At 66.2% G+C, this 18,235-nt stretch carries 19 protein-coding genes; 4 read left to right on the top strand and 15 right to left on the bottom strand.

The features are described 5' to 3' along the window. Positions 1-30 precede the first annotated feature (30 nt). The 12 genes from REH65_RS14485 to REH65_RS14430 form a co-directional block, all read right to left on the bottom strand. Positions 31-633, bottom strand: coding sequence for a hypothetical protein (locus tag REH65_RS14485; protein WP_406692802.1), 603 nt, complete (start codon positions 631-633; stop codon positions 31-33). Between the two features lie 1,012 nt (positions 634-1,645). Further along, positions 1,646-4,387, bottom strand: a complete 2,742-nt coding sequence (locus REH65_RS14480; RefSeq protein ID WP_406692801.1) for a hypothetical protein — start codon at positions 4,385-4,387, stop codon at positions 1,646-1,648. Further along, complete coding sequence (locus REH65_RS14475; RefSeq protein ID WP_406692800.1) at positions 4,384-4,773, bottom strand: pilus assembly protein TadG-related protein; 390 nt, start codon at positions 4,771-4,773, stop codon at positions 4,384-4,386. The genes REH65_RS14480 and REH65_RS14475 overlap by 4 nt, the downstream gene beginning before the upstream one ends. Before the next feature lie 44 nt (positions 4,774-4,817). Then, complete coding sequence (locus REH65_RS14470) at positions 4,818-5,216, bottom strand: TadE/TadG family type IV pilus assembly protein (RefSeq protein WP_406692799.1); 399 nt, start codon at positions 5,214-5,216, stop codon at positions 4,818-4,820. A 41-nt stretch (positions 5,217-5,257) separates the two neighbouring features. Then, positions 5,258-5,689 (bottom strand): TadE/TadG family type IV pilus assembly protein, encoded by a 432-nt coding sequence (locus REH65_RS14465; RefSeq protein ID WP_406692798.1) that lies wholly within the window; start codon positions 5,687-5,689, stop codon positions 5,258-5,260. Then, positions 5,689-5,880, bottom strand: a complete 192-nt coding sequence (locus REH65_RS14460; RefSeq protein WP_406692797.1) for a hypothetical protein — start codon at positions 5,878-5,880, stop codon at positions 5,689-5,691. Before REH65_RS14460 ends, REH65_RS14465 begins: the two co-directional genes overlap by 1 nt. A 19-nt stretch (positions 5,881-5,899) precedes the next feature. Then, complete coding sequence (locus tag REH65_RS14455) at positions 5,900-6,796, bottom strand: type II secretion system F family protein (protein WP_406693167.1); 897 nt, start codon at positions 6,794-6,796, stop codon at positions 5,900-5,902. Next, the gene (locus REH65_RS14450) at positions 6,796-7,686 is read right to left on the bottom strand and encodes a type II secretion system F family protein (RefSeq protein ID WP_406693166.1); all 891 of its coding nucleotides are present in this window, start codon (positions 7,684-7,686) and stop codon (positions 6,796-6,798) included. The genes REH65_RS14455 and REH65_RS14450 overlap by 1 nt, the downstream gene beginning before the upstream one ends. Beyond that, positions 7,683-8,906 carry a CpaF family protein gene (locus REH65_RS14445; protein ID WP_406692796.1) on the bottom strand — a complete coding sequence of 408 codons (1,224 nt, stop codon included), beginning with the start codon at positions 8,904-8,906 and terminating at the stop codon, positions 7,683-7,685. Before REH65_RS14445 ends, REH65_RS14450 begins: the two co-directional genes overlap by 4 nt. Positions 8,907-9,106: 200 nt before the next feature. Beyond that, positions 9,107-9,886 carry a hypothetical protein gene (locus tag REH65_RS14440; RefSeq protein ID WP_020496983.1) on the bottom strand — a complete coding sequence of 260 codons (780 nt, stop codon included), beginning with the start codon at positions 9,884-9,886 and terminating at the stop codon, positions 9,107-9,109. An 816-nt stretch (positions 9,887-10,702) separates the two neighbouring features. Beyond that, positions 10,703-11,266, bottom strand: a complete 564-nt coding sequence (locus REH65_RS14435; protein ID WP_406692795.1) for a hypothetical protein — start codon at positions 11,264-11,266, stop codon at positions 10,703-10,705. A gap of 446 nt (positions 11,267-11,712) precedes the next feature. After that, positions 11,713-12,093 carry a hypothetical protein gene (locus tag REH65_RS14430; protein ID WP_406692794.1) on the bottom strand — a complete coding sequence of 127 codons (381 nt, stop codon included), beginning with the start codon at positions 12,091-12,093 and terminating at the stop codon, positions 11,713-11,715. Positions 12,094-12,536: 443 nt separating this feature from the next. Here REH65_RS14430 and REH65_RS14425 point away from each other — a divergent pair, with 443 nt between their 5' ends. After that, a complete protein-coding gene (locus REH65_RS14425) occupies positions 12,537-12,989 on the top strand; it encodes an XRE family transcriptional regulator (RefSeq protein ID WP_406692793.1) in 453 nt (150 codons plus the stop codon). A gap of 10 nt (positions 12,990-12,999) precedes the next feature. Here REH65_RS14425 and REH65_RS14420 read toward each other — a convergent pair whose 3' ends face one another. Continuing rightward, a complete protein-coding gene (locus REH65_RS14420) occupies positions 13,000-14,124 on the bottom strand; it encodes an MAB_1171c family putative transporter (protein ID WP_406692792.1) in 1,125 nt (374 codons plus the stop codon). Continuing rightward, positions 14,124-14,642, bottom strand: a complete 519-nt coding sequence (locus tag REH65_RS14415; protein WP_406692791.1) for a hypothetical protein — start codon at positions 14,640-14,642, stop codon at positions 14,124-14,126. The genes REH65_RS14420 and REH65_RS14415 overlap by 1 nt, the downstream gene beginning before the upstream one ends. 145 nt (positions 14,643-14,787) lie before the next feature. Between REH65_RS14415 and REH65_RS14410 the strand changes: the two genes are divergently transcribed. The 3 genes from REH65_RS14410 to REH65_RS14400 all read left to right on the top strand — a co-directional run bounded on the left by REH65_RS14410 (position 14,788) and on the right by REH65_RS14400 (position 17,534). Further along, positions 14,788-15,987 (top strand): amidohydrolase family protein, encoded by a 1,200-nt coding sequence (locus REH65_RS14410; RefSeq protein WP_406692790.1) that lies wholly within the window; start codon positions 14,788-14,790, stop codon positions 15,985-15,987. Between the two features lie 243 nt (positions 15,988-16,230). After that, complete coding sequence (locus REH65_RS14405) at positions 16,231-16,905, top strand: GGDEF domain-containing protein (protein WP_406692789.1); 675 nt, start codon at positions 16,231-16,233, stop codon at positions 16,903-16,905. Beyond that, positions 16,902-17,534 (top strand): prepilin peptidase, encoded by a 633-nt coding sequence (locus REH65_RS14400; RefSeq protein WP_406692788.1) that lies wholly within the window; start codon positions 16,902-16,904, stop codon positions 17,532-17,534. The genes REH65_RS14405 and REH65_RS14400 overlap by 4 nt, the downstream gene beginning before the upstream one ends. 44 nt (positions 17,535-17,578) lie before the next feature. Here REH65_RS14400 and REH65_RS14395 read toward each other — a convergent pair whose 3' ends face one another. Next, positions 17,579-18,049 (bottom strand): hypothetical protein, encoded by a 471-nt coding sequence (locus tag REH65_RS14395; protein WP_406692787.1) that lies wholly within the window; start codon positions 18,047-18,049, stop codon positions 17,579-17,581. Positions 18,050-18,235: the final 186 nt, after the last annotated feature.

Genomic DNA, 18,235 nt, shown 5'->3' with positions numbered 1-18,235 from the left:
GATCAGGGGCGCGGCCGGCCGCGCAAGGGGCTAAAACCGGTTGTCGAACCGCACGGCCTTGCCGCAGGTTGGGCAGGCCACATAGGCGCGGCTGCGGTCGCCGAACGGCACGCGGACCAGGTCAGGCACGCGATACGTGGTCAGGTCGGCGCCGTCCCAGGCGTGCAGGTTCACCGTGTCGTGCGTCTGCAACCGGTGCCCGTTGGCGCACTCACCGGTTGCGTCGGAGTAGTCGGCCCACTCCTCCAGCGCGTCCCCAGTGGAGCGATAGACGGTCGGCGGGACGTAGCAGCCGTGGTGATCGCTCACGGTGATCATCAAGTCGCCAAACTTTGCAGACGACAGCACCACGAAGCCAAGATCGTCAATGAGGTGATCGGAGAAGTTGCACAGGTTGTGGTGCCACAGATCGCCGTCGCCGTGCAGACCGGCCGGCGGCTCCCCAGTCCGAGCCTCGACCCATGTAGCGATCACGCTGTCATGCGGCCAGTCGTGCCCGTTCTCGTCCATCCAATCGCGCAGGTCGTCCGTGAGGTCCTGTGCGAAATTGCCGCGATCGTTGATCCACTCTTGTGTGTCGACAGTCAGCCAGCCGTCTCTGTGAGACCAGGCTTCCACGTTCACAGAAGTCATGAGAATGCCTTTCAGGGAGATGTTTGCGACTGCGGGGATAACGGGGTGCCAATCCCTACCCGCGATGGCGCTTCCTGTTCGGAACTTCTCGGTTCTTTCCTTGTGTTCCGATGAATCTATCGTAACGCCGGCTCCGCAAGTGCCACAACCTATATCGGCCTACTTTTCTTTTTGAATTTTTCGAGGCCGGACAAGCGTGTTCGCGCATGTCAGACAGGGGTTGAGTGTCGAGGCCAGAAAAGGAAATCGAGTGCGACGACTGCGAGGCCGAATGGACAAAAGGAAGGAAGATGGAAGAATAATGACGAGAATTGGGTGTCCGAAATTCCGCAGGCGAAGCGCTAGCTCTCATAGAATGGATCTCATCCGACACAACTTCGGCCACGCCGCTTATTGTTGCCCCCTTCATTCCTCCCAGTCGTCAACAGGTTCCCGTGGGGCACCGAGGCTGGGTAGGTTCAGGAAGGGGCAGCGGCGCGCTGAACTGCGACAACGTGGCGCGAGGGGGCTTCCTGCTTATCGGGTAGATGAGTGAGCGCATGAGTGAGCGCATGAGTAGGTAGATGAGTAGGCATGGATGTTCTGGATCGGTAGAGCTTGAACCACATCGCCCAATCTGCTCTCTGGCAGTGCGAGTTGCCGACCTCGACGAGGTTATTTGTCATCCATCGGGGAGGGGGCGGGGCCGGTCAAGCATGAACGCCCTACAGTTTCGATATGAGGAAGCAGCTGCGGGCGGAGAGTAGCTCCCGGTCGTATGTGGCCCCTTGGCATGAGAAGGAACCGGACGCGTGCAAGTTCTTCGATATCCCAGTCTACGACCAGGCGGAAGACGCGCACTGCCGAATGAAGGAAAAGCTGCTTGCTCCATTCGAGGAACGAGCCGTGCAGAGGGGAGGAACAGCTGATCAAGGTCGACTGATCGGAATCGTGGGCCACTACCATTCTGAGGAAACGATCATCTGGCGCTTCAACCACATCATCGGCCGCCGGGAGAGTAGGGTCCTTCCTCTTAACTGGCTGCCCGGTGGTGGCGTGCTTGGAGTGCGCGGGCAAGGGTGAGGGTGCTGGGGTCGGGTCGTTCGCCGATGTCGGCGAGGGTCGTGGTGAGCAGGTGGATGGTGCGGCTGATGGCGTCGATGTGTCCGAGTTCGGCTTGCACGCGGATGATGTCGCGGTAGATGTCCTCGTTTTCTGGGTTGAGCAGCCTGGCGTGTTCGAGCAGTTGGAGTTGTTGTTGGGGGTCGTGGCCGCGGTAGTGGGCGGCCATGCCGGCGAGTGCGTCGACGACGGTGCGATGTGCGGCTTCGCGGGGGCCGTCGAGCCAGAGGGCTGACATGCCTTCGGCGATTTCGCCGTTGTAGAGCGTGGCGATTCGGGACCAAGCGGCGAAGCGTTGCTCATCGGTGCTGGCGATGTGCCGGTCGTGTTCGGCCTGGTTGAGCTGCCAGTAGTCGACTGCGACCAGGTCTGGGTTGAGGGAGACGTGCTCCTCGTGCTGAAGAATGAGGTCGGCGACCTGCTCGTCGGTGGCGTCGGCGAGGGCTTTGCGGATCTGGGACAGTCCGGCGTAGAAGGCGTTGTAGGGGCGGCGTCCGCGGGCCTCGGGCCAGAGCGCTTCGCGCACGGCCCCCCGGGATGTCCCGTTGGGGTGCAGTGCGAGGAACACCAGCAGTGCCTTGTGTTTGGGCGCCAGTGCCGCGGTGAGGTCCCGGTCGGTGCTGTCGGGCGTGCGCCAGGTGAGGGTCAGCGGGCCGAATACCGCCAGGCTCAGGGGGCGGTCCGGAGGCTCCGGAGTGCTGTCGGCGGTGACCAGCTCGGTGACCGCGGGCTGGTCAGCGGTATCGAAAACGGGATCGTGGCGTTCCTCGGTGGTTGAAGGGGTGTCGGAGGTCGTTGCGTCCTGGACTTCGTCTACGGCGTTGGCTTCGGTGGCCTGGTCTTCCTCGGCCTCGTGCTCGTCCAGGTGGGAGTGATGGTTGACGGGGGGCTCGGTACCGAGGTCCTGTTCGTCGTCGATGTCGTCGGCAGGGATCGCCTCGGTGGGGTCCACGATGTTTGTCGGCGGCCCACTTGTGGTGTCGGTGAGCAGGTCGAGGAGATCGCGGGTGTCGGAGGCGTTGAGGTGGAACAGCCGAGCTCTGCGGAGGTCGCTTACGGCGGGGCTGGCGGCGGTGACGATCCCGTCGGCGCGGATGCGGACGGTGGCGCCTGCGGGCCAGTGACCGAGCAGGATGGCCGCCGTCCCGCGGGCGGCCCCGGTGTCGAGGACGGCTTGTAGACGTTCGTGGGGTCGGTCGAGGGTGGACACGAGAACGATGTCCAGTGCGGTGTCCTGGCCATCGGTGCTGTCTGGGTCCTGGTGGTCGGCGAGCACGGTGATGGCCGCGTCCAGGCCGTTCGTGAGGCGCAGCCGGGGCGAGGTGGGAGGGGTGTCTCCGAGCAAGGCGCGGGCGTCGTCGCTGGGGATGAGCACCGTGGCGTTCGTGGTCGCCAGCAGGTGCACCAGCAGCGACCGGGCGGTGGCTTCCGCGCCCGCCCCGGTGAGCCCGAGCCCGTGGAGTGCTGCGAGGTCGAGGGCGTGGGCGCGGTCGTCACGGATGCCGACCTGCACGGCCGGATCAGGCTCGGATTCGTCGGCTGCTGCGTCGGGCGGGGCGGTATCGGCAGAGGGAAGCGCGATCGGGTTGGCCTCGTCGGGTTCGCTGGTGTCCAGGTGTGCTTCGTCGTAGGCCAGTCGGAGCGCGTGGACCGCGGGTGCGGGTGCGGGTGGTGGGGTGCGGTCTCCGCTGCCGGGCTGGTAGGTCCGCATCCGCCGGCGCCGCCGGATGAGCATCGCCAGGGTCACCGTGGCGGCCAGCGCGGCGGCGACGAGGCCGCCGCTGGTGAGCGTGATGGCGGCGCCCGAGGTCGGAGCGACGGCGTCCGGCGGGGCGTGGTGCTGGTCCGGGACGGACTTCTCCGGTGGTGGCGCGGGTACGGATGGCGAAGGATCGACTGAGGGTGCCGGTGGCGGCAGGGGTTCCTGCGGCGGTGGTGGTGGCGGGGCGTGGTCCTTGACTGGTTCGGGCAGTTGCAGGACCCATCCGGGGCGGACGAGGTGCGGATCGGTGAGTTTGTCGCCGTCGGGTTGCGGGCGTCCCTGGTTGAGGGCGAAGAGTTCGGGCCAGCGGTGGCCGTCGCCGAGTGCGCGTTCGGCGATGCGCCACAGGCTGTCGTAGACCCCGGCGCGCGGGGGCTGCACGATCATGGTGCCGGGTTCGCTCGTCGCGTTTGTGTGCCGTGCCTGGTTCGTCGTGGAGTACAGAGTGGGTGCGGGCTGCTCAACCGTGACCGCCGCGACAGGCTGAACCGGAGGAACAGGTCCCGCGGCGGCGACCGGGGCTCGCGGTGGGAGCAGCCCGAAGACCGCGGCGGCGACGAGCAGGCCGGCCAGGGCGTGGACCGGGCCGATCGCGGGCGGGCGCACTCCGCGCACCGCGTCGGGAACGCAGCGGGCCACGTCGAGGGCGAAGGTGAGCCAGACCGGCCAGGCGATGCAGGCCAACAGGTCCAGCAGCAGGGTGACCGACAGCGGGTTGAGCAGGGCGGCTTCGATCTCATCGCCGGTCGGCAGATGGTCCGGCAACGGCCAGCCGATGAACGTGACCAATCCCCAGGGCACGCCGACCAGCAGCGCGGCTAGTGCCGCGAGTGCGGCCAGCGCGCCGACCAGCCGCAGCAGTCGGGTGGTGATGCGGGCGAGCAGCCTCATCCAGCACCTCCCAACGCCCCTTGATCGGGGCGGGCTTGGCCCTCGGCGGACACGGCGATCTCGCCGAGCCCGATCACTCCCAGGATTTGGGTGCGTTGCTGTGCATCGACATGCACGCGAACGGTGGTGGCATCGGCGGTGACGGTGCCCGTGGCGCCCACGGCTCCGAGATGGCGCTGCGCGGCGGCCTGCGCCGCGCTCGGGTCCAGCCGAGCATCGCCGCCGGCGCGGTAGGACGCGAGATCCAGCTCCTGGGCTCCAGCACGGGCGGCTTCTTGGGCGTGGCCGATCGCCTTCGTCTTCGCGGCCAACGCCAGCCCGCCGTCCAGAACGAGACCAGCGAACAGCAGACAAGCCGTGGTGATCACCACCACAAACGCCGTCACCCGGCCGCGCTCGTCGCGTGCGAACCCTTGCCACCGCCTCAACATCACGCGCCTCCGGGGTCGGTCCCGCGCCACTGGTCGACAACCGACGACGCGGTGGACTCCGCCGTGGTACTCCCCGGAACCCCCAACATCGCCAAATCCGACAGCCCGATATCGCAGGTCACGGTCACGGTCACGGTGCTGCCCGGCTGCAGACCGGCGAGCTGGGTCGACACGCCCAGGTTCTGGCAGCGCACCCCGGCCTGGGAGAGTGCGGCCCGCGCGGTGGCGTGCGCGCCACTGCTGGCCTGACTACTGCTACGGGCCAAGGTCGCCGCGCGGACAGCCTGGTGCGCAGCGTCGTCGACGCGCAGCCGCGAATCAGCCAGACGCCCGCAGAAGACCACGAACAACAGCAAGACGATCAACACGGGAACCAGCAGTGTCAGTTCGGTGGCCACCGAGCCCCGTTCGTCGCGATGTAGTCGGCGCAGCAGGGACCTCATCCGTTTCCTCCCGGGACGACGAACCGTTCGCTCGGGCCGGCCGCGCGGCCCCGCACCGGCAAGTCCAGGAACGGCACGACCGGGGCAGCTTGCCCCGTGATCTCCACAGTGGACTGTTCAGGTCCCCGATTCACGATGGCGTGTGGATTCTTCAGTGGCCCGGCGCCGAGCTGGTTCAGCACTGCCGCGGCTTCGGCGTGGCCATCGGTGCTGCTGGCTCCCTGGACACGTGCGGCCGACAGCGCCTGGGAGGCGGCGGCCTGGGCGATGTGGGTGGCGTGTGCCCAGATCGCGAACTGTGCGATCAGCAGGATCAGCAGCAGCAACGCCGGGACCGCCAGCACCAGCTCGGCGGTGACCGCCCCGCGCTCGTCTCGGCGGAACCGCCGTATCGATGCGCGAAACCGGCGGGCAAGGCGTGCGGTCATCACATGTTGCCCCCGATCTCGTTGGCCTTGCGGGTGACTGCGGCGACGATGATCGCGATCACGGCGATCGCCGCGGCGACCAGCAATGCGGTCACGAGCACGGTTTCCGTGGAATACCCACGTTCGTCAGTCCGGATCGCGTCGATCCGAGCCCGCGTGGTGGCAATGACAAGCTGGATGTAGTTCAGCATCAGCGGTTCCCTTCGGGATCTACAAGGAGCCGAGCACCGTGGCGACGGCTGGATAGGCGATGAACAACAAGAATCCGGCGAACAGGCAGATCACCGGCAACGACATCCGCTCGGTGGCGGCCTGCGCCTCACCTTCGGCCTCGGTGAGTTCGTGCGTGCGCATCGCCGCGGCCTTGGCCGCCAAGCTCGCCCGCACCTTCGCGCCTTCGGTGCCGGCCAGCGACACCGAGGACGACAATTCGATCAGCTCGCGCACATCCAGTTCCTCGCCGAGCTGCCGCAACGTCTCCCACGGCGTCGCCCGGGTCATCCGTGCCGTCGTCAGCGCACGGCGAATCCGGGCGAACGCCCACCCTTGGCCGATTTCGGCGGCGTCGGTGAGCGCTCCGTCGACCCCAGCGCCCCCGGCCAGCGAGACCCGGACCAAGTTCAGGTAGGCCCCGAGGGCATGGCGAAACGACGTGCGCCTGCGTTCGGCCTGCTGCCGCACATCCAGGTCAGGCAGGAAGAACCCGCCAGCCGCGCACGCGAGGCCGATGACGGCCGGCACTTGCCACGGCAACCCCACGCCGACGGCCCACAGCAGCAGTGGGACCAGGCTGGGCAGCAGCACACCGGCGACGGCCAGCACGCCCTTTTCCGCCAGCAGCGCTTCCGGTGCCCGCCCGAGCACCAGCAGATCACGCTGCTGCCGGCTGCTGGGCAAGCCGAGTGCGGCCAACGGCCGCACCGCGGGGCGGCCCCATCGTGCAGCCCACCCGCCGGCGTCGGTGTCGGTGATCGTGGGCTTGCGCGATGGGGGGATGCGGCTGGCCTTCAGCGCACTGGCCAGTGACGGCGCCGGAGGCAGCAGCCATACCACCAGCGCCCACAGGCCGACACCGAGCCCGGCACCGAGGAGAACGACCGTGGTGATCACAAGCGCACCTCCATCCGCGCACTGGCCGCCGTCGGTTGGGTGAGGAAGCGTTCGGGCTCCTGCATCCGAGCGATGCGGCCCAGCCACCAGAACGCGAGGGCGAACAGCCCGCCAACGGCCAGCAGCATGATCTGTCCGAACGCTCCGTCGTAGGGGTCGAGGTAACCGCGATTGAGGGCGACGAGCCCCGCCGCGAAGAGCAGCGTGGTCGCGACGATCACGCGGACGCTGGTGCGGGTGCGCGCCCGTCCGGCTTCGACCCGCAGCCTCATGGACACCTGCTCGCGGGCCTCGATCGCCAGCTCCCCGAGGAGGTCCGCGAGCTGGCGGGCTTGGTGCTGAGAGGCGAGCACCAGCGCGGAGATCACGAGGTCAGCGGTGGGGTCGGACAGGTCGTCGGCCAGCCCCGCCAATGCGTCGGGGAGTTTGTCGCCGCGCTCGATGCGCATCGACAGCTCGCGCACGTCGTCGCGGATCGCTGCTGGGGCGGTATCGACCGCGGCCTGGATCGCTTGTTCCAGCCCGGCCGCCGCGGACAGGGTGTCGCGCAACATCTCGGTCCACGCTGCCACTGCTTCAATCCGGGCGACCCGACGCGCCTGCTCGGAATCCCGCCCCAGCACCTGCGGCAGCGCCCACACGGCCGCCGCCGTCAGCACACCCCCGATCACCCAGCCAGTGACGACAGCGGTCAGCAGGCCGGCCGCGAGGCTGATCACTGCTCGCCGGGCCGAGGCACCTTCCCGGAGCTGACGAAGATGTTCCCGCCAGCGCGACGGCTTGGCGGCCGACTCGGGAGCCTGTCCACGGAACCCGAGCACGAGCAACAGCCCTCCGAGGGCCACACCGAGCCCGCAGACCGCGGCCAGCAGGACAGAACTGGTCATGGCCGCCACCACCCTTCGGTGCGCTCCAGCACGTCCGGGTCGAACCCGGCCTCGGCCAGCCGCTCCACGGTCTCGGTGCGCAAGGGCACCCCGGGGACCGCGCGGCCGGTGGGGTCGGGGCGATAGACCTCGTTGGAGATGATCTGCTTCTCGTCGGCGTCGACGACTTCGCGGATCGAGGACACGACGCGGGTCTTGTCGTCTCGGGCTTCGGCCAGGTGCACCACGAAGTGCAGCGCCGAGGCCATCAGCAGGTTGGTCGCCTCCAGCCCCAGCCTCTCCGGGGATTGGGCGGCGTAGGTGGCGAGCTTGGTGAACGCCCCGCGCGAGGTCGAGGCGTGCAGGGTGGCCATCGACCCGTCGTTGCCCTGGGACATGGCGTTGGCCATGGGCACGAGTTCCGCGCCGCGGACCTCGCCGACGACGACCCGGTCCGGGGACATGCGCAGTGCCCACCGCACCAGCTCGGCCTGTGAGATCGCGCCCTCGCCCTCGACGTTGGCTTCCCGGGCTTGCATCGCGATCACATCGGGGTGGGCCGGGTCGCGGTCGAGCGCTAGCTCGAAGTTGTCCTCGATGGTGATCAGTCGCTCGGCCGGCGGGATCGCCGAGGCCAACCCGCGTAGCATCGTCGTCTTCCCGATTGCGGTGCCGCCGACGACGAGCACGTTGAACCGGGCGCGCACCATCGCCGACAGCAGCGCTTCCAAGCCGGCGTCGATCGTGCCCAGCGAGTGGAGCTGGGCGAGGGTGACCTGTTGGAACCGGTGCCGCCGGATGGACACGCTCGGGCGGCCGGTGACGGCCATGACCGCGAACATCCGCGACCCGTCCGGCAGCTCCACGTTCACCCCGGGCGAGCCCCGGTCGAACCGGCGCTCCTCCACACCAGAGCGCGCCGCCAGCGACCGCACCAGGTCGATCAGTTCCTCGTCAGAGTCGGCCACCGGCGGCATCTGCGCCCGCCTGCCGTCGGCATACCGCACGAAGACGCGATCGGCACCGTTGACGTTGATGTTCTCGATGTCCTCGTTGGCCAGCAACGGCTGCAGGCCACCCATGCCGAATACTTCGTCCAACACCGACGTCACGACCCGGCGTTCCACCTCATCCGGCACCAACCCGGCCCCGCTCGGACGGGTCAGCTCGTCGTTGGCGTAGGCGTCGGCGGCGTCCGCGGCGAGCCGTTCAGCCAGGGTGCGCCGGGTCGGGTAGTCCATCGCGGGGCGGTCGTCCTGTTCATCTGCGCGGATGCGTTCGGCCAGTCCCTCCGAGACCGCCTGACGTACCCGTGCCCGCAGCGCCGCTGCTCCGGGGTGGCTGTCGTTGCTCTCCCCGTGCCCGGTTTCCGGACTGATCGGCTGTGACGACCAGCTAGGCTCGCCAGTTCCACTGAGAAAGCGGTGCGCGTCGGTCGTCATCACGGCACCTCCCCATTTCCTGTCGCCGGTGTCGTGGCGGTCTTCAGTTCGTCGTTGCTGGTGTGGGACGTCTGAACGTGGCCGAGCAGAGTACGGTCCAGGCGAGCAGCGGTGCGCCCCAATGCGGATCGATCCGGAGTTCGTCCCCGAGGCTGTCCGCACAGGACCGCCGCGCCTTGCGGATCGTCCGGAAGTGAGGCCATAACCGGGACTCCCAGTTCCCGTTCCACCTCGGTGCGGCTGTAGCCATCGCCGATCAAGACCAGGCCCGGCGTGGGGGTCCACGTCGACACCGACTCCAGCAGGGTCGCGACGTGGGACAACTCGTCGGCTCGGGGCCGCGTCATCACCATCAGCGCGTCCGCCCCGCGAACCAGTGGCAATGCTGGGGAGGCCGCGTCCAACCGCCCGACATCCACCAACACCGCGGACTCCGGGGACCGGGCGGTAGCCCACAGCGCGCGAAGCCCGCGGTTCGTCAGCACCCCCAACGCGGCCCGCGCTTGCTCGGCCGCCACGGGACCGACGACCACCCGCAGCCCTCCGGGAAGGCGCTGGCAGTGCTCCGCCAGCAGCTCTGCCGACGACTGCCGCCGCGCCGCCGCGGCCAACGACACCACTCCGGGCGTGGCCGGAAGCCGGAACCGGGCGGTGAGATCACCGCCCGCCGGGTCCGCTTCCACCACGACCGGATCACCGCCGGGCCACCGGGCGGCCATCGCGAGAGCCGCGGTCGTGACCCCCGGCGAGCCCTTCACTGAACACAGCCCGACCAGCATCACTGACCCCCAGCCGGAACGGCGACCAATGACAACTGTCCGGGCGGCACTGCGGCCACCTGCCGGGCACTGGCCACCGGCAACTGCAACGAGACCACCGTGGACTGATCACTGCTCGGCGCCCCGACGCTGGTGACCACCGCCGACCACGGACCACCGGAGGCCGGACTCTGGGTCGAAGACGTGCTGCTGCCCGAACCCGAACCACGATCACCGACACCGTGGTGCCCGGCGCCAGGTCGGGAGGAAACTGTCCCGGTTTCGCCGCGACAGCCACGGTCGCCTGGCCCGTCGGCGGCACCTGCGGACGACCGAAGGCCGAGCGGGGAAGCAAGGTCCCTGCCGGCAGCGAGTACGCGACAGGACGACCCAGCACCGTGGCCGCCTGGCTGGCTGGCACCAGATCCGTTCCCGAATCCGAGGACAACGGAACTTGCCTTAGGTCCTGTGGCGTCAGCACATCGCCGACGTGCACCGGTCGCGCCAGGCTCAGCATCGGCTCCCGATTGCCAACCTGCAGTACGGTGATCACCGCACCCGCCACACAGATCAGCACCAGCAGCACCCCGAGCACCAGATACGGCACCCGGCACCGCCCTGTTCCCCGTGCGATCCGCGCGGGCTCGCCAGGCTTGCGCCCTACCCAGGAGCGGGACGGAGCCGGCGGCCCCTGGGAGGGTTCGGTGGTCGATGTGGATGTAGACATCGGGCGCCTCCAAGCAATGCGGTACCCGCACCCCATTCCATGCGGAACGACGGGGTGTCCGTTGATCGAAATCAGCTATTTGAACTGTCTAGAGAAAACCGTGGAATTTCCTAGTTGGGGGCGTTGTTGAGCGCCTGCGATTCCGCGACCGCGAACGTGGCGGTCGAGGTCGTCGTCAGGTTCGGGAAGGATCCGCCTGTCCCTGCTCCCGACCAGGTCACCGTCCAACTCACCTCGGCCGCGACCGGATACGCGTTTCCCGGCTTGCCTTGCGACGTTTGGTGGTACGTGTGCCCGCAGTCCGGCGACGCCGACCGCGGGTTGGCTCCGGACGGGAAGGGTGTTCCCGCTCCGGGGCACGTCACCGTCGACCCGTCACCCATCGACCATGTCACCGAGTTCGGAACTGCTGTCGCCGTCACCGAAACTCCAGGCACAGACGCGGTCGCCGATCGCGGACGCCACTGCGCGGGGTCCATCCACAACCAGGTCGGCAAGTTAACCAACTGCGTCTCCGCGGGCGAGGCGTGAATCTGGGGCGACGGCAGGCGCAACTGGTTGTACGCCTGCTTGGCCACCTGTTCCGGCGAGGGAGCCGGCTGGGGCCCGTCGGGAATCCAGATCGGCGGCCGGTACAGCGCGTCGGCATAGCCCTGGCCCGAGCACTGATACACGTACCAAGCTCCCGACTGCCCCGGCGGAGGCTGTTGCTGGGAGAACCGAGTCTGGGATGTCGACGTGAACGGCCGGTATGCGGCCGGGGTTACCGTGATCGAGCCGCTGCTCGTTGGCGGGTGGTATGCAACCGTGGTGGTCCCCTGGCTCGGTGGTTGGTAATCGCTGGGTACGTACCGGCAGTTCGCCAAGTTCGGATCTCCGATGATCTGGTCGCCCTGCTGGTGCTGGGGACTGCCACTGTCGGAATCCGAGCCGTCGCTCTGCCCCGGTTGCTGGGGGCGAGATGGGGGGTTACCGGGTTGGCCGCCCTGCCCTGCTCCGAGTTGGCACCCTGCGTAGTTGGCCTGGCTGCAATCGACCCCGCCCCACACGTCCGCCAGTGCGGTTCCCGAGGTGGCAGCTAGCAGGGTGGACACCGACAGGGTCACGACCACAGAACTTCTTAGCTGCATGTGCCCACCCCCTGGACGGCAAACTGGTTCACCTTCCAAGTGCCGTCCGGCTGCTTCTTGACCTCGGCCACGATCGATCGACGGCCGCCAGGAGCGTCGCCAGGAGCAGGCTGGCCGTTCTTCTCCATGACCTTCGAGGTACCGGTCGAGTCACCGCAGTCGGAGATCATCACGGTTTCTGGGGAATCCAGCGGCTCGACCGACGTGACCTTCGGGAAGTTCTTCGGGGCGCCGCGGGTGACGACATGGTTGAAGTGGTCCGCGTACAGCGACCTGGTGATCGTCGTCAGGGCATTTCCGGTGGCGTAGCGGGCCAGCTCGGGCGACTTCCAATCAGAAGTCCGACCGGCGCGCGCCATCGCTTGCCACATGCCAACGTAGGCCGACGTCGCATGTTCCTTAGCTGCGTCAACAGGCGACGGCGCCGTCCGCGGCGGTGGTGCATCAACGGTAGGGCTCGGCGAGGACTCTGGAGCTTGCTGACCTTGGGTATCACAGGCGACGACCGCGGTCAGGCACAGAGCCGCCAAGCCCGACACCGCAACCGCCGGGATTATCGGACTACGCATACATCACCTCGCGAGGGTCGAAGAACTCCTGATCTGTTGTGTGAGCGAGGCTGGACGTCGTGCAGGCGAGCAGCCGGCTGGCCCAGCCCGGAGCTTGAAGCCACTATGCTGAGCTAGCCCGAGAGTAGACCTACTATGGTGAGCTATCAACCCGATGTGCGGTGTTGCGATGTGTGTCGGCCCGATATAGTGAGTCCGGTAGGCGAGTCAAAGTGGCTCGTCGCTGCGGGTCATGAGGAGGCCGAATGCGCGGAGAACATGCTGACGAGCACGGAACGTCCGTGTTCGTGGCACGGCTGCGCAGCCTCTTCGACGAGGTCACCTACGTCGACGAGGCGGGGCGACGTCGTCGATTTTCGAATCAGTACGTCGGTGAACAAACCGGGTTGTCGCGGAGTTACATCGACGGGCTTCGCAACGGGCGTAACAGCAACCCGGGCCTGAACGTTCTGACCTCGTTGGTGAAGTTCTTCAACGATCACCGCGACCCGAACAAGACGCCCATCACGGTTAGCTACCTCGCTGGCGATGATGATGGCTTCGCCGAGGTTGAAGACGATTCGTTGCGTAGTCGGCTGAATGATCAGGAAGTCCGTGCCATCGCGATGCGTGCAGGCGAGGCTAGCCCTACGACGCGTCGGCAGATCTTGGCGATGCTCGATGTCCTGGAGAACGGAGATTCCGAAGATCAAGGCTGAGCTGGCTTCCCTACAGGGCGCGGGACAGCTCCACAAGCCAGCGGATGTCGTCGTCCATTCTTCGGCTGAGGCCGCCTTGCGGTACCGGCGCTTGAACCGGGCCACCAATGGGTTCGCTGCCGTCTTCGCGGGCCTCAGTCCGGGCCCGTAGCGCCTCGCGAACCTGCTCCGCGAAGTCGGTCACCGTCGTCACTGAGGCGTTCTTACCTGGCCGATGGACGGGGTAGTAGGGCGAGAGCATCACGAGGGCGTCGCGGATCTCGCACGCACGGCGATAGCGGCGGGCGTGAATGCTCCATGGGCGGACCGCGCCGAACGTTCGCCGGAGCATGATCGTGGGAAAGGCTCGACGCATTTGTCGCCATAGCGGGCGCAGGGCGTGGTACTCGCGCCAATGTTTCCACCAGGTCGGTGCGGCACGTGTCATGCCTGCAACGATCGGGTAGGCCAAGCCGATAGCCAATCCGGGAATCGCGACCATGATCACTATCAGGTAGGTCGCTCGGGCAGCCGCCACCACCGGGTGATCGCGTGGCAAGGCAAGCGAGAGCAAAGTGACGCATGTTGAGAGCATGTTCGCCAGAAAGGCTGCGGCGAGCCCGGCAGCGAGAATGCGGAGGCCGACCCGGAGATGCCGCCTGTGGCTGGAGTTGACGTACCGAAGAACGCGACGAAGCCCTCCTGCGATGGCGTAGAGCAGCGCTAGAACCGTCAGCAGCTGGAAGGCTGTTCCTGGAAGAAGGCCGGCGCTGGCTGCCGTGCGCGGATCGGCGCGGATCTCTGCGGGAGAGACGGCCCAGACGATGGTCGCGAGGGCAGCAAGGCCCCCGACGACGATGCGGTGTACGCGCATCTCCTTTGAGACGTATGCCGACTTTGCCGCACTGTATGTGAAAAAGGCCAGAAGAGAGTAGAAGGCCGCAATCATGCCGAGATTTCGGATTAGGCTCGGCAGTCCCAGTACGAGTCCATCGAGCCACGCCTCAACGGGGCGCCGACCTACCGTGAACGCGATCGCCGCTGCTGCGAGTCCGCCTGCCACTGTGCGCAGCAGGCGATCGTCCGGAGCACGGAGAAGCTGGACGGCCTTGACCGCCGTCGCGGCCCACAGGAGAACGGTGAACGCGAGGAGCACTATCGCCACCCCTGGTGATGGGTAAGGCTCTCGCTGATGCGTTGCTCACCAGGGTCGCTGATGGGAGTGGGGTCAGCAGTGAGAACTGAACTCCATTCCTGAATGATCGTGGCGCAGAGCTCTGCCTCGCGCTCGTGCCGATCGTCGTAGCAGGTGCGCCGACGTCGACCTACGTCGCCGTTGTCGCCCCCTTCGTCCTCTGTGGTGTCCCACTTCAGGCCGGCGGGCGGGTTTCTGCGAATGGCGTCAGTTGCTGAATCGACGATCCCGGTGTCGCTTGGGTGCTCGCAGAGCAGGTGCCCCAGTTCATGCAGGACGATATGGTCCTGGTGCCATGGGACGCTCTCCTGCTGGTAGAAGATGGCGTCGCGATCTCGCAGGTTGAACCAGAGGCCAAAGGGCCCCGGTACTTCGATCGGGTACTCGTACAGTTCGATGGGGCGTCCGCGGGACTCGCCGAGCCGCCGACACAGATCGTGCACGTTGAGCGGCGCCGGAACGTCAAGGTCGCGCAGCAACGAACGGCACCGGCGGCGCAGTCCCCGTTCTCGCAATCCCCCAAATGGTGCAACCATAGGTCCTCCCAGCGCCAGTGTAACGACGGAATGGTGCTCAGCAAGAGGTTTCGACTACAGGCTGCGAGCGGGCGTACTGTGCCTCCCTGTGCAGCTCTTGACCGCTCAGCAGGTACTCATCGGACCGAGTGGAGAGCGGGTCTCTCCTGGCGCAGTCCTCGTTGATGGAAAAGTGATCGTGGCCGTCGGCGCCGTTCGCGACGTCGAGTCACAGGCCCCCGACAACGTCCAGCGATTGGCGTTTCCGGAGGGCACGATCCTCCCTGGGCTGATCAACTCGCACGTCCATCTGGCCTTCGGCGCCGACAAGAACATTGTGGACACACTGATTCACGCCGATGATTCTGATCTTCTTCAATCGATGGCCGACCGTGCAAAGCAACATGCGGTCGCAGGGGTGACGACCGTGCGTGACCTGGGTGATCGACGCGGCCTGATCACTCGATTGCGTGAACTGATCGAGCGAGGTGAGCTTGTTGGGCCACGCATTCTTGCGGCATGTGCGCCATTGACGTCGGCGGGAGGGCACTGCCACTTCCTCGGAGGTGAGGTATCCGGAGCTGGGGAGATTCGCGAGCGCATCCGGCACAACGCTGAGCTCGGCGCTGACGTGATCAAGGTGATGGGAAACGGGGGGCAGATGACTCCCGAGGGCCCCGGGATGGCCGACGCGCAGTTCGAGACGGAAGAGCTTCGTCTGATCGTCGACGAGGCGCACCGGCGCAACTTGCCTGTGGCAATCCACGCATATGCGACAGAAACCATCGCTGCGGCTGTTGATGCAGGCGTAGACACGATCGAGCACTGCACCTTCGTTGGGGCGGACGGAAAGCCTGACGTGCGGGATTCCATCGCGAAGGCGATGGCGAGCGCCGGCATCGCGGCCTCTCCAGCGTTGCCCTCCGGATGGCGGCAGATGTGGGAGATGCTTGGTCCTGAGCGGTCGCAGGCCATCGCAAGTCGTTTGAATTGGCTTATGGCACAAGGCGTTCCGATCCTGTTTGGCAGCGATGCTGGTGTGCCGATCTCGCAGCATGGAGATCCGGTCAGCACGCTGGAGCTGTACGAACACATCGGCGTGCCGCCATCGACGGTTCTGGAGATGGCGACGACTGGGAGCGCCCGGGTGCTCGGCCTCTCGGACCGTACTGGCTCGCTTCGGGCGGGTCTCGCGGCAGACCTCATCGCCGTCGATGGAGACCCCCTGGCTGACCTGCAGACGCTTCGCTCCCCGGAGCTGGTCCTGAGCTGCGGGCGTGCTGTGGTCCGGCCTCGCCATCGGGCTTGACCGCGAAGGCGGGACCGCCGGTTGTATAGCTCACTATGCTGTGCTTATCCTTCTGCATCAGCTCGATATAGTGAGCTACATTGGTGGTCACCATCCTTCGGAGGCAGCCATGTCAAACCCGAGTACGTACGCGATCACCTGGGTTGATGGTGAGTGGCTTCGCTCGCTACGCACCATCAACGAGGCTGCGTCGCAACGGCGGCACCCCGGTTTCCCGTCCCTTGCTGATCTTGGGAGGGCGGCGTGAAGGAAGTCGTTTCGACCACCGTCACGGTAGTGACCCTGGCTGCGTGGGTCGCGGACCGCTTTCGTGCAGAACGGACCTTGGCGTGGGAGCGCGAGCGCCACAGGCAGGAGCTCGAAGCTGCAGACATGCGGCGGCAGGCCGATGTTGCTGCTGCGCTGACTGATGCGACCACGGGCCTCCCTACGCGTCGTGCATGGGAGCCTGCCGCGGCTGAGTGCCTGCGAGTCCCGGTCGACTTTGCTCTACTGGACATCGACGGGTTCAAACAGATCAACGATTCTTACGGCCACCTTGTTGGTGACTGCATACTGCGGCTGGTGGCATCCAGGATGCGCGATGCGCTCGGCGCAGAGGCGCTGATCGGTCGTGCGGGTGGGGACGAGATCGTGACTGTGGCAGCCTCAGGAGTCGCTTGGGAGGAAGTTCTCGCGATGGTGGAGGCGCCTGTTCGTCTCCCAGGTGATGGTCATGCGATCCCGGTTCGGGTATCGATCGGTGTGGTCTGTACGTGTGGCCCAGCTGATTCCACTGACCTGAGCCAAGCACTGAGCATTGCCGACGAGGCAATGTACGAGGCCAAGAAAGCAGGCGGTGGGTTCCGGAAAGTGGCCCTTTCGTACTCGTGCCAACGGGATGTGGAGTCGGCCGCCTATGTCGGCCTCAGGTCATGAGCATGCTCGTCGGGCTGTTCGCCGCATTGCTTGCCGCAAGTTCGCTTGCGTTGGCGGTTGGTCGACGCGAGCGAGGTGTCCCCGCCCAGCAACTCGTCGCCCAGATTGTTCTTGCGGTTGGTGCTCTGCCGGTCGCCGGGATTTGGGCTGGTTCCCTGTTTCCTATCCTGGTCGTCCCGGCGACGTTCTTCACCACCGCGGTACCGTTGGCCATCCATGATCTGCGAACTGGCCGCATGCCGAACTGGCTCGTGGCAGTGTGCGGCGTTTCAACGTCCGGTGCAGTGCTCGTTGATGCGATCTGGCGACAGCAGTGGGAGTCTGCCCTGACGTCGTTGCTTGGGGCTGCCGGGTTTCTGGTCTTCTACTTTCTGCTCTACATTGCGGCTCCCGGTCAATTGGGTGGGGGCGACGTGAAGCTCGCCCTGGTGGCAGGCGCTGTGCTCGGTTGGTCGGGATGGCCGAGTCCGCTTTATGGTCTATTTCTGATCTGTCTCATCAGCCTGGGCGTGCACTTTGTGGGATTGATATGTCGTAAGACGAGGGAAAGGAGTGGCGATCATCCGCACGGGCCGGCCATAGCAATCGCTACGTTTTTGGTCTCCGTGATTCCACTTGGATTTGGTTGAAGGAAAACCGGTACGGCCGTTCCTCGTTCAGTGGTGCTCCTGCATCAGCGTCCACGTTCATCGCCCCATAGGATGATGTGCAATCGAGTGGAGAGGTTCCAGCTCCTGTGAACTGCTTCGTCGGCTAGCCAGGACATCTTGCTGAGGACTGATTCGCGCGTCGTTCCTTCAGGCATGATCCAAACTGGGGAAAGGTCGAATTCATCCGCGCAGCGTGAAATCTCGTCCAGGTCGCGCTCGCTGGAGACCACGAATTTGAAAATCGATTTCCCTGATGAAGCGAGTGCACGTAGGGACTCCGGATTAATCCGATTGCTCCTGCTTACCGCGGTTCCAGCGAACGATTCAGTCTTGGGAGACACATTGAACTGGCTTACGGCGTCGATGATGTCTGAACTCGGGACGATGGTGCCGTTGGTCTCGATCTCGACGCGGTGTCCTGCGCCGGCTAGGGATCGAACGAGGGGGCACAGTGGTTGCTGCTGAAGTAGCGGCTCGCCACCACTGACCACCACGAGATCGACGGACTGGGCAGTGGCCCACCGGAGGAGTCGTCGGCTGTGATCCTCTGAGACTCCCGGCTCGGGTCGAAACGAGACCAGTCCCAGGTGTAGGGAGTGTCGCAACCAGGGCAGGACAAGTTGCAGCGCGAGAGCCGGATGAACAGCGCCCGCCTTCCTGTCGAGGGACCTTCCCCTTGC

The organism is Saccharopolyspora sp. ID03-671 (assembly GCF_045278815.1).
GTDB classification, from domain to species: domain Bacteria; phylum Actinomycetota; class Actinomycetes; order Mycobacteriales; family Pseudonocardiaceae; genus Saccharopolyspora; species Saccharopolyspora ipomoeae.
This window is presented reverse-complemented; position numbering and strand designations above follow the sequence as displayed.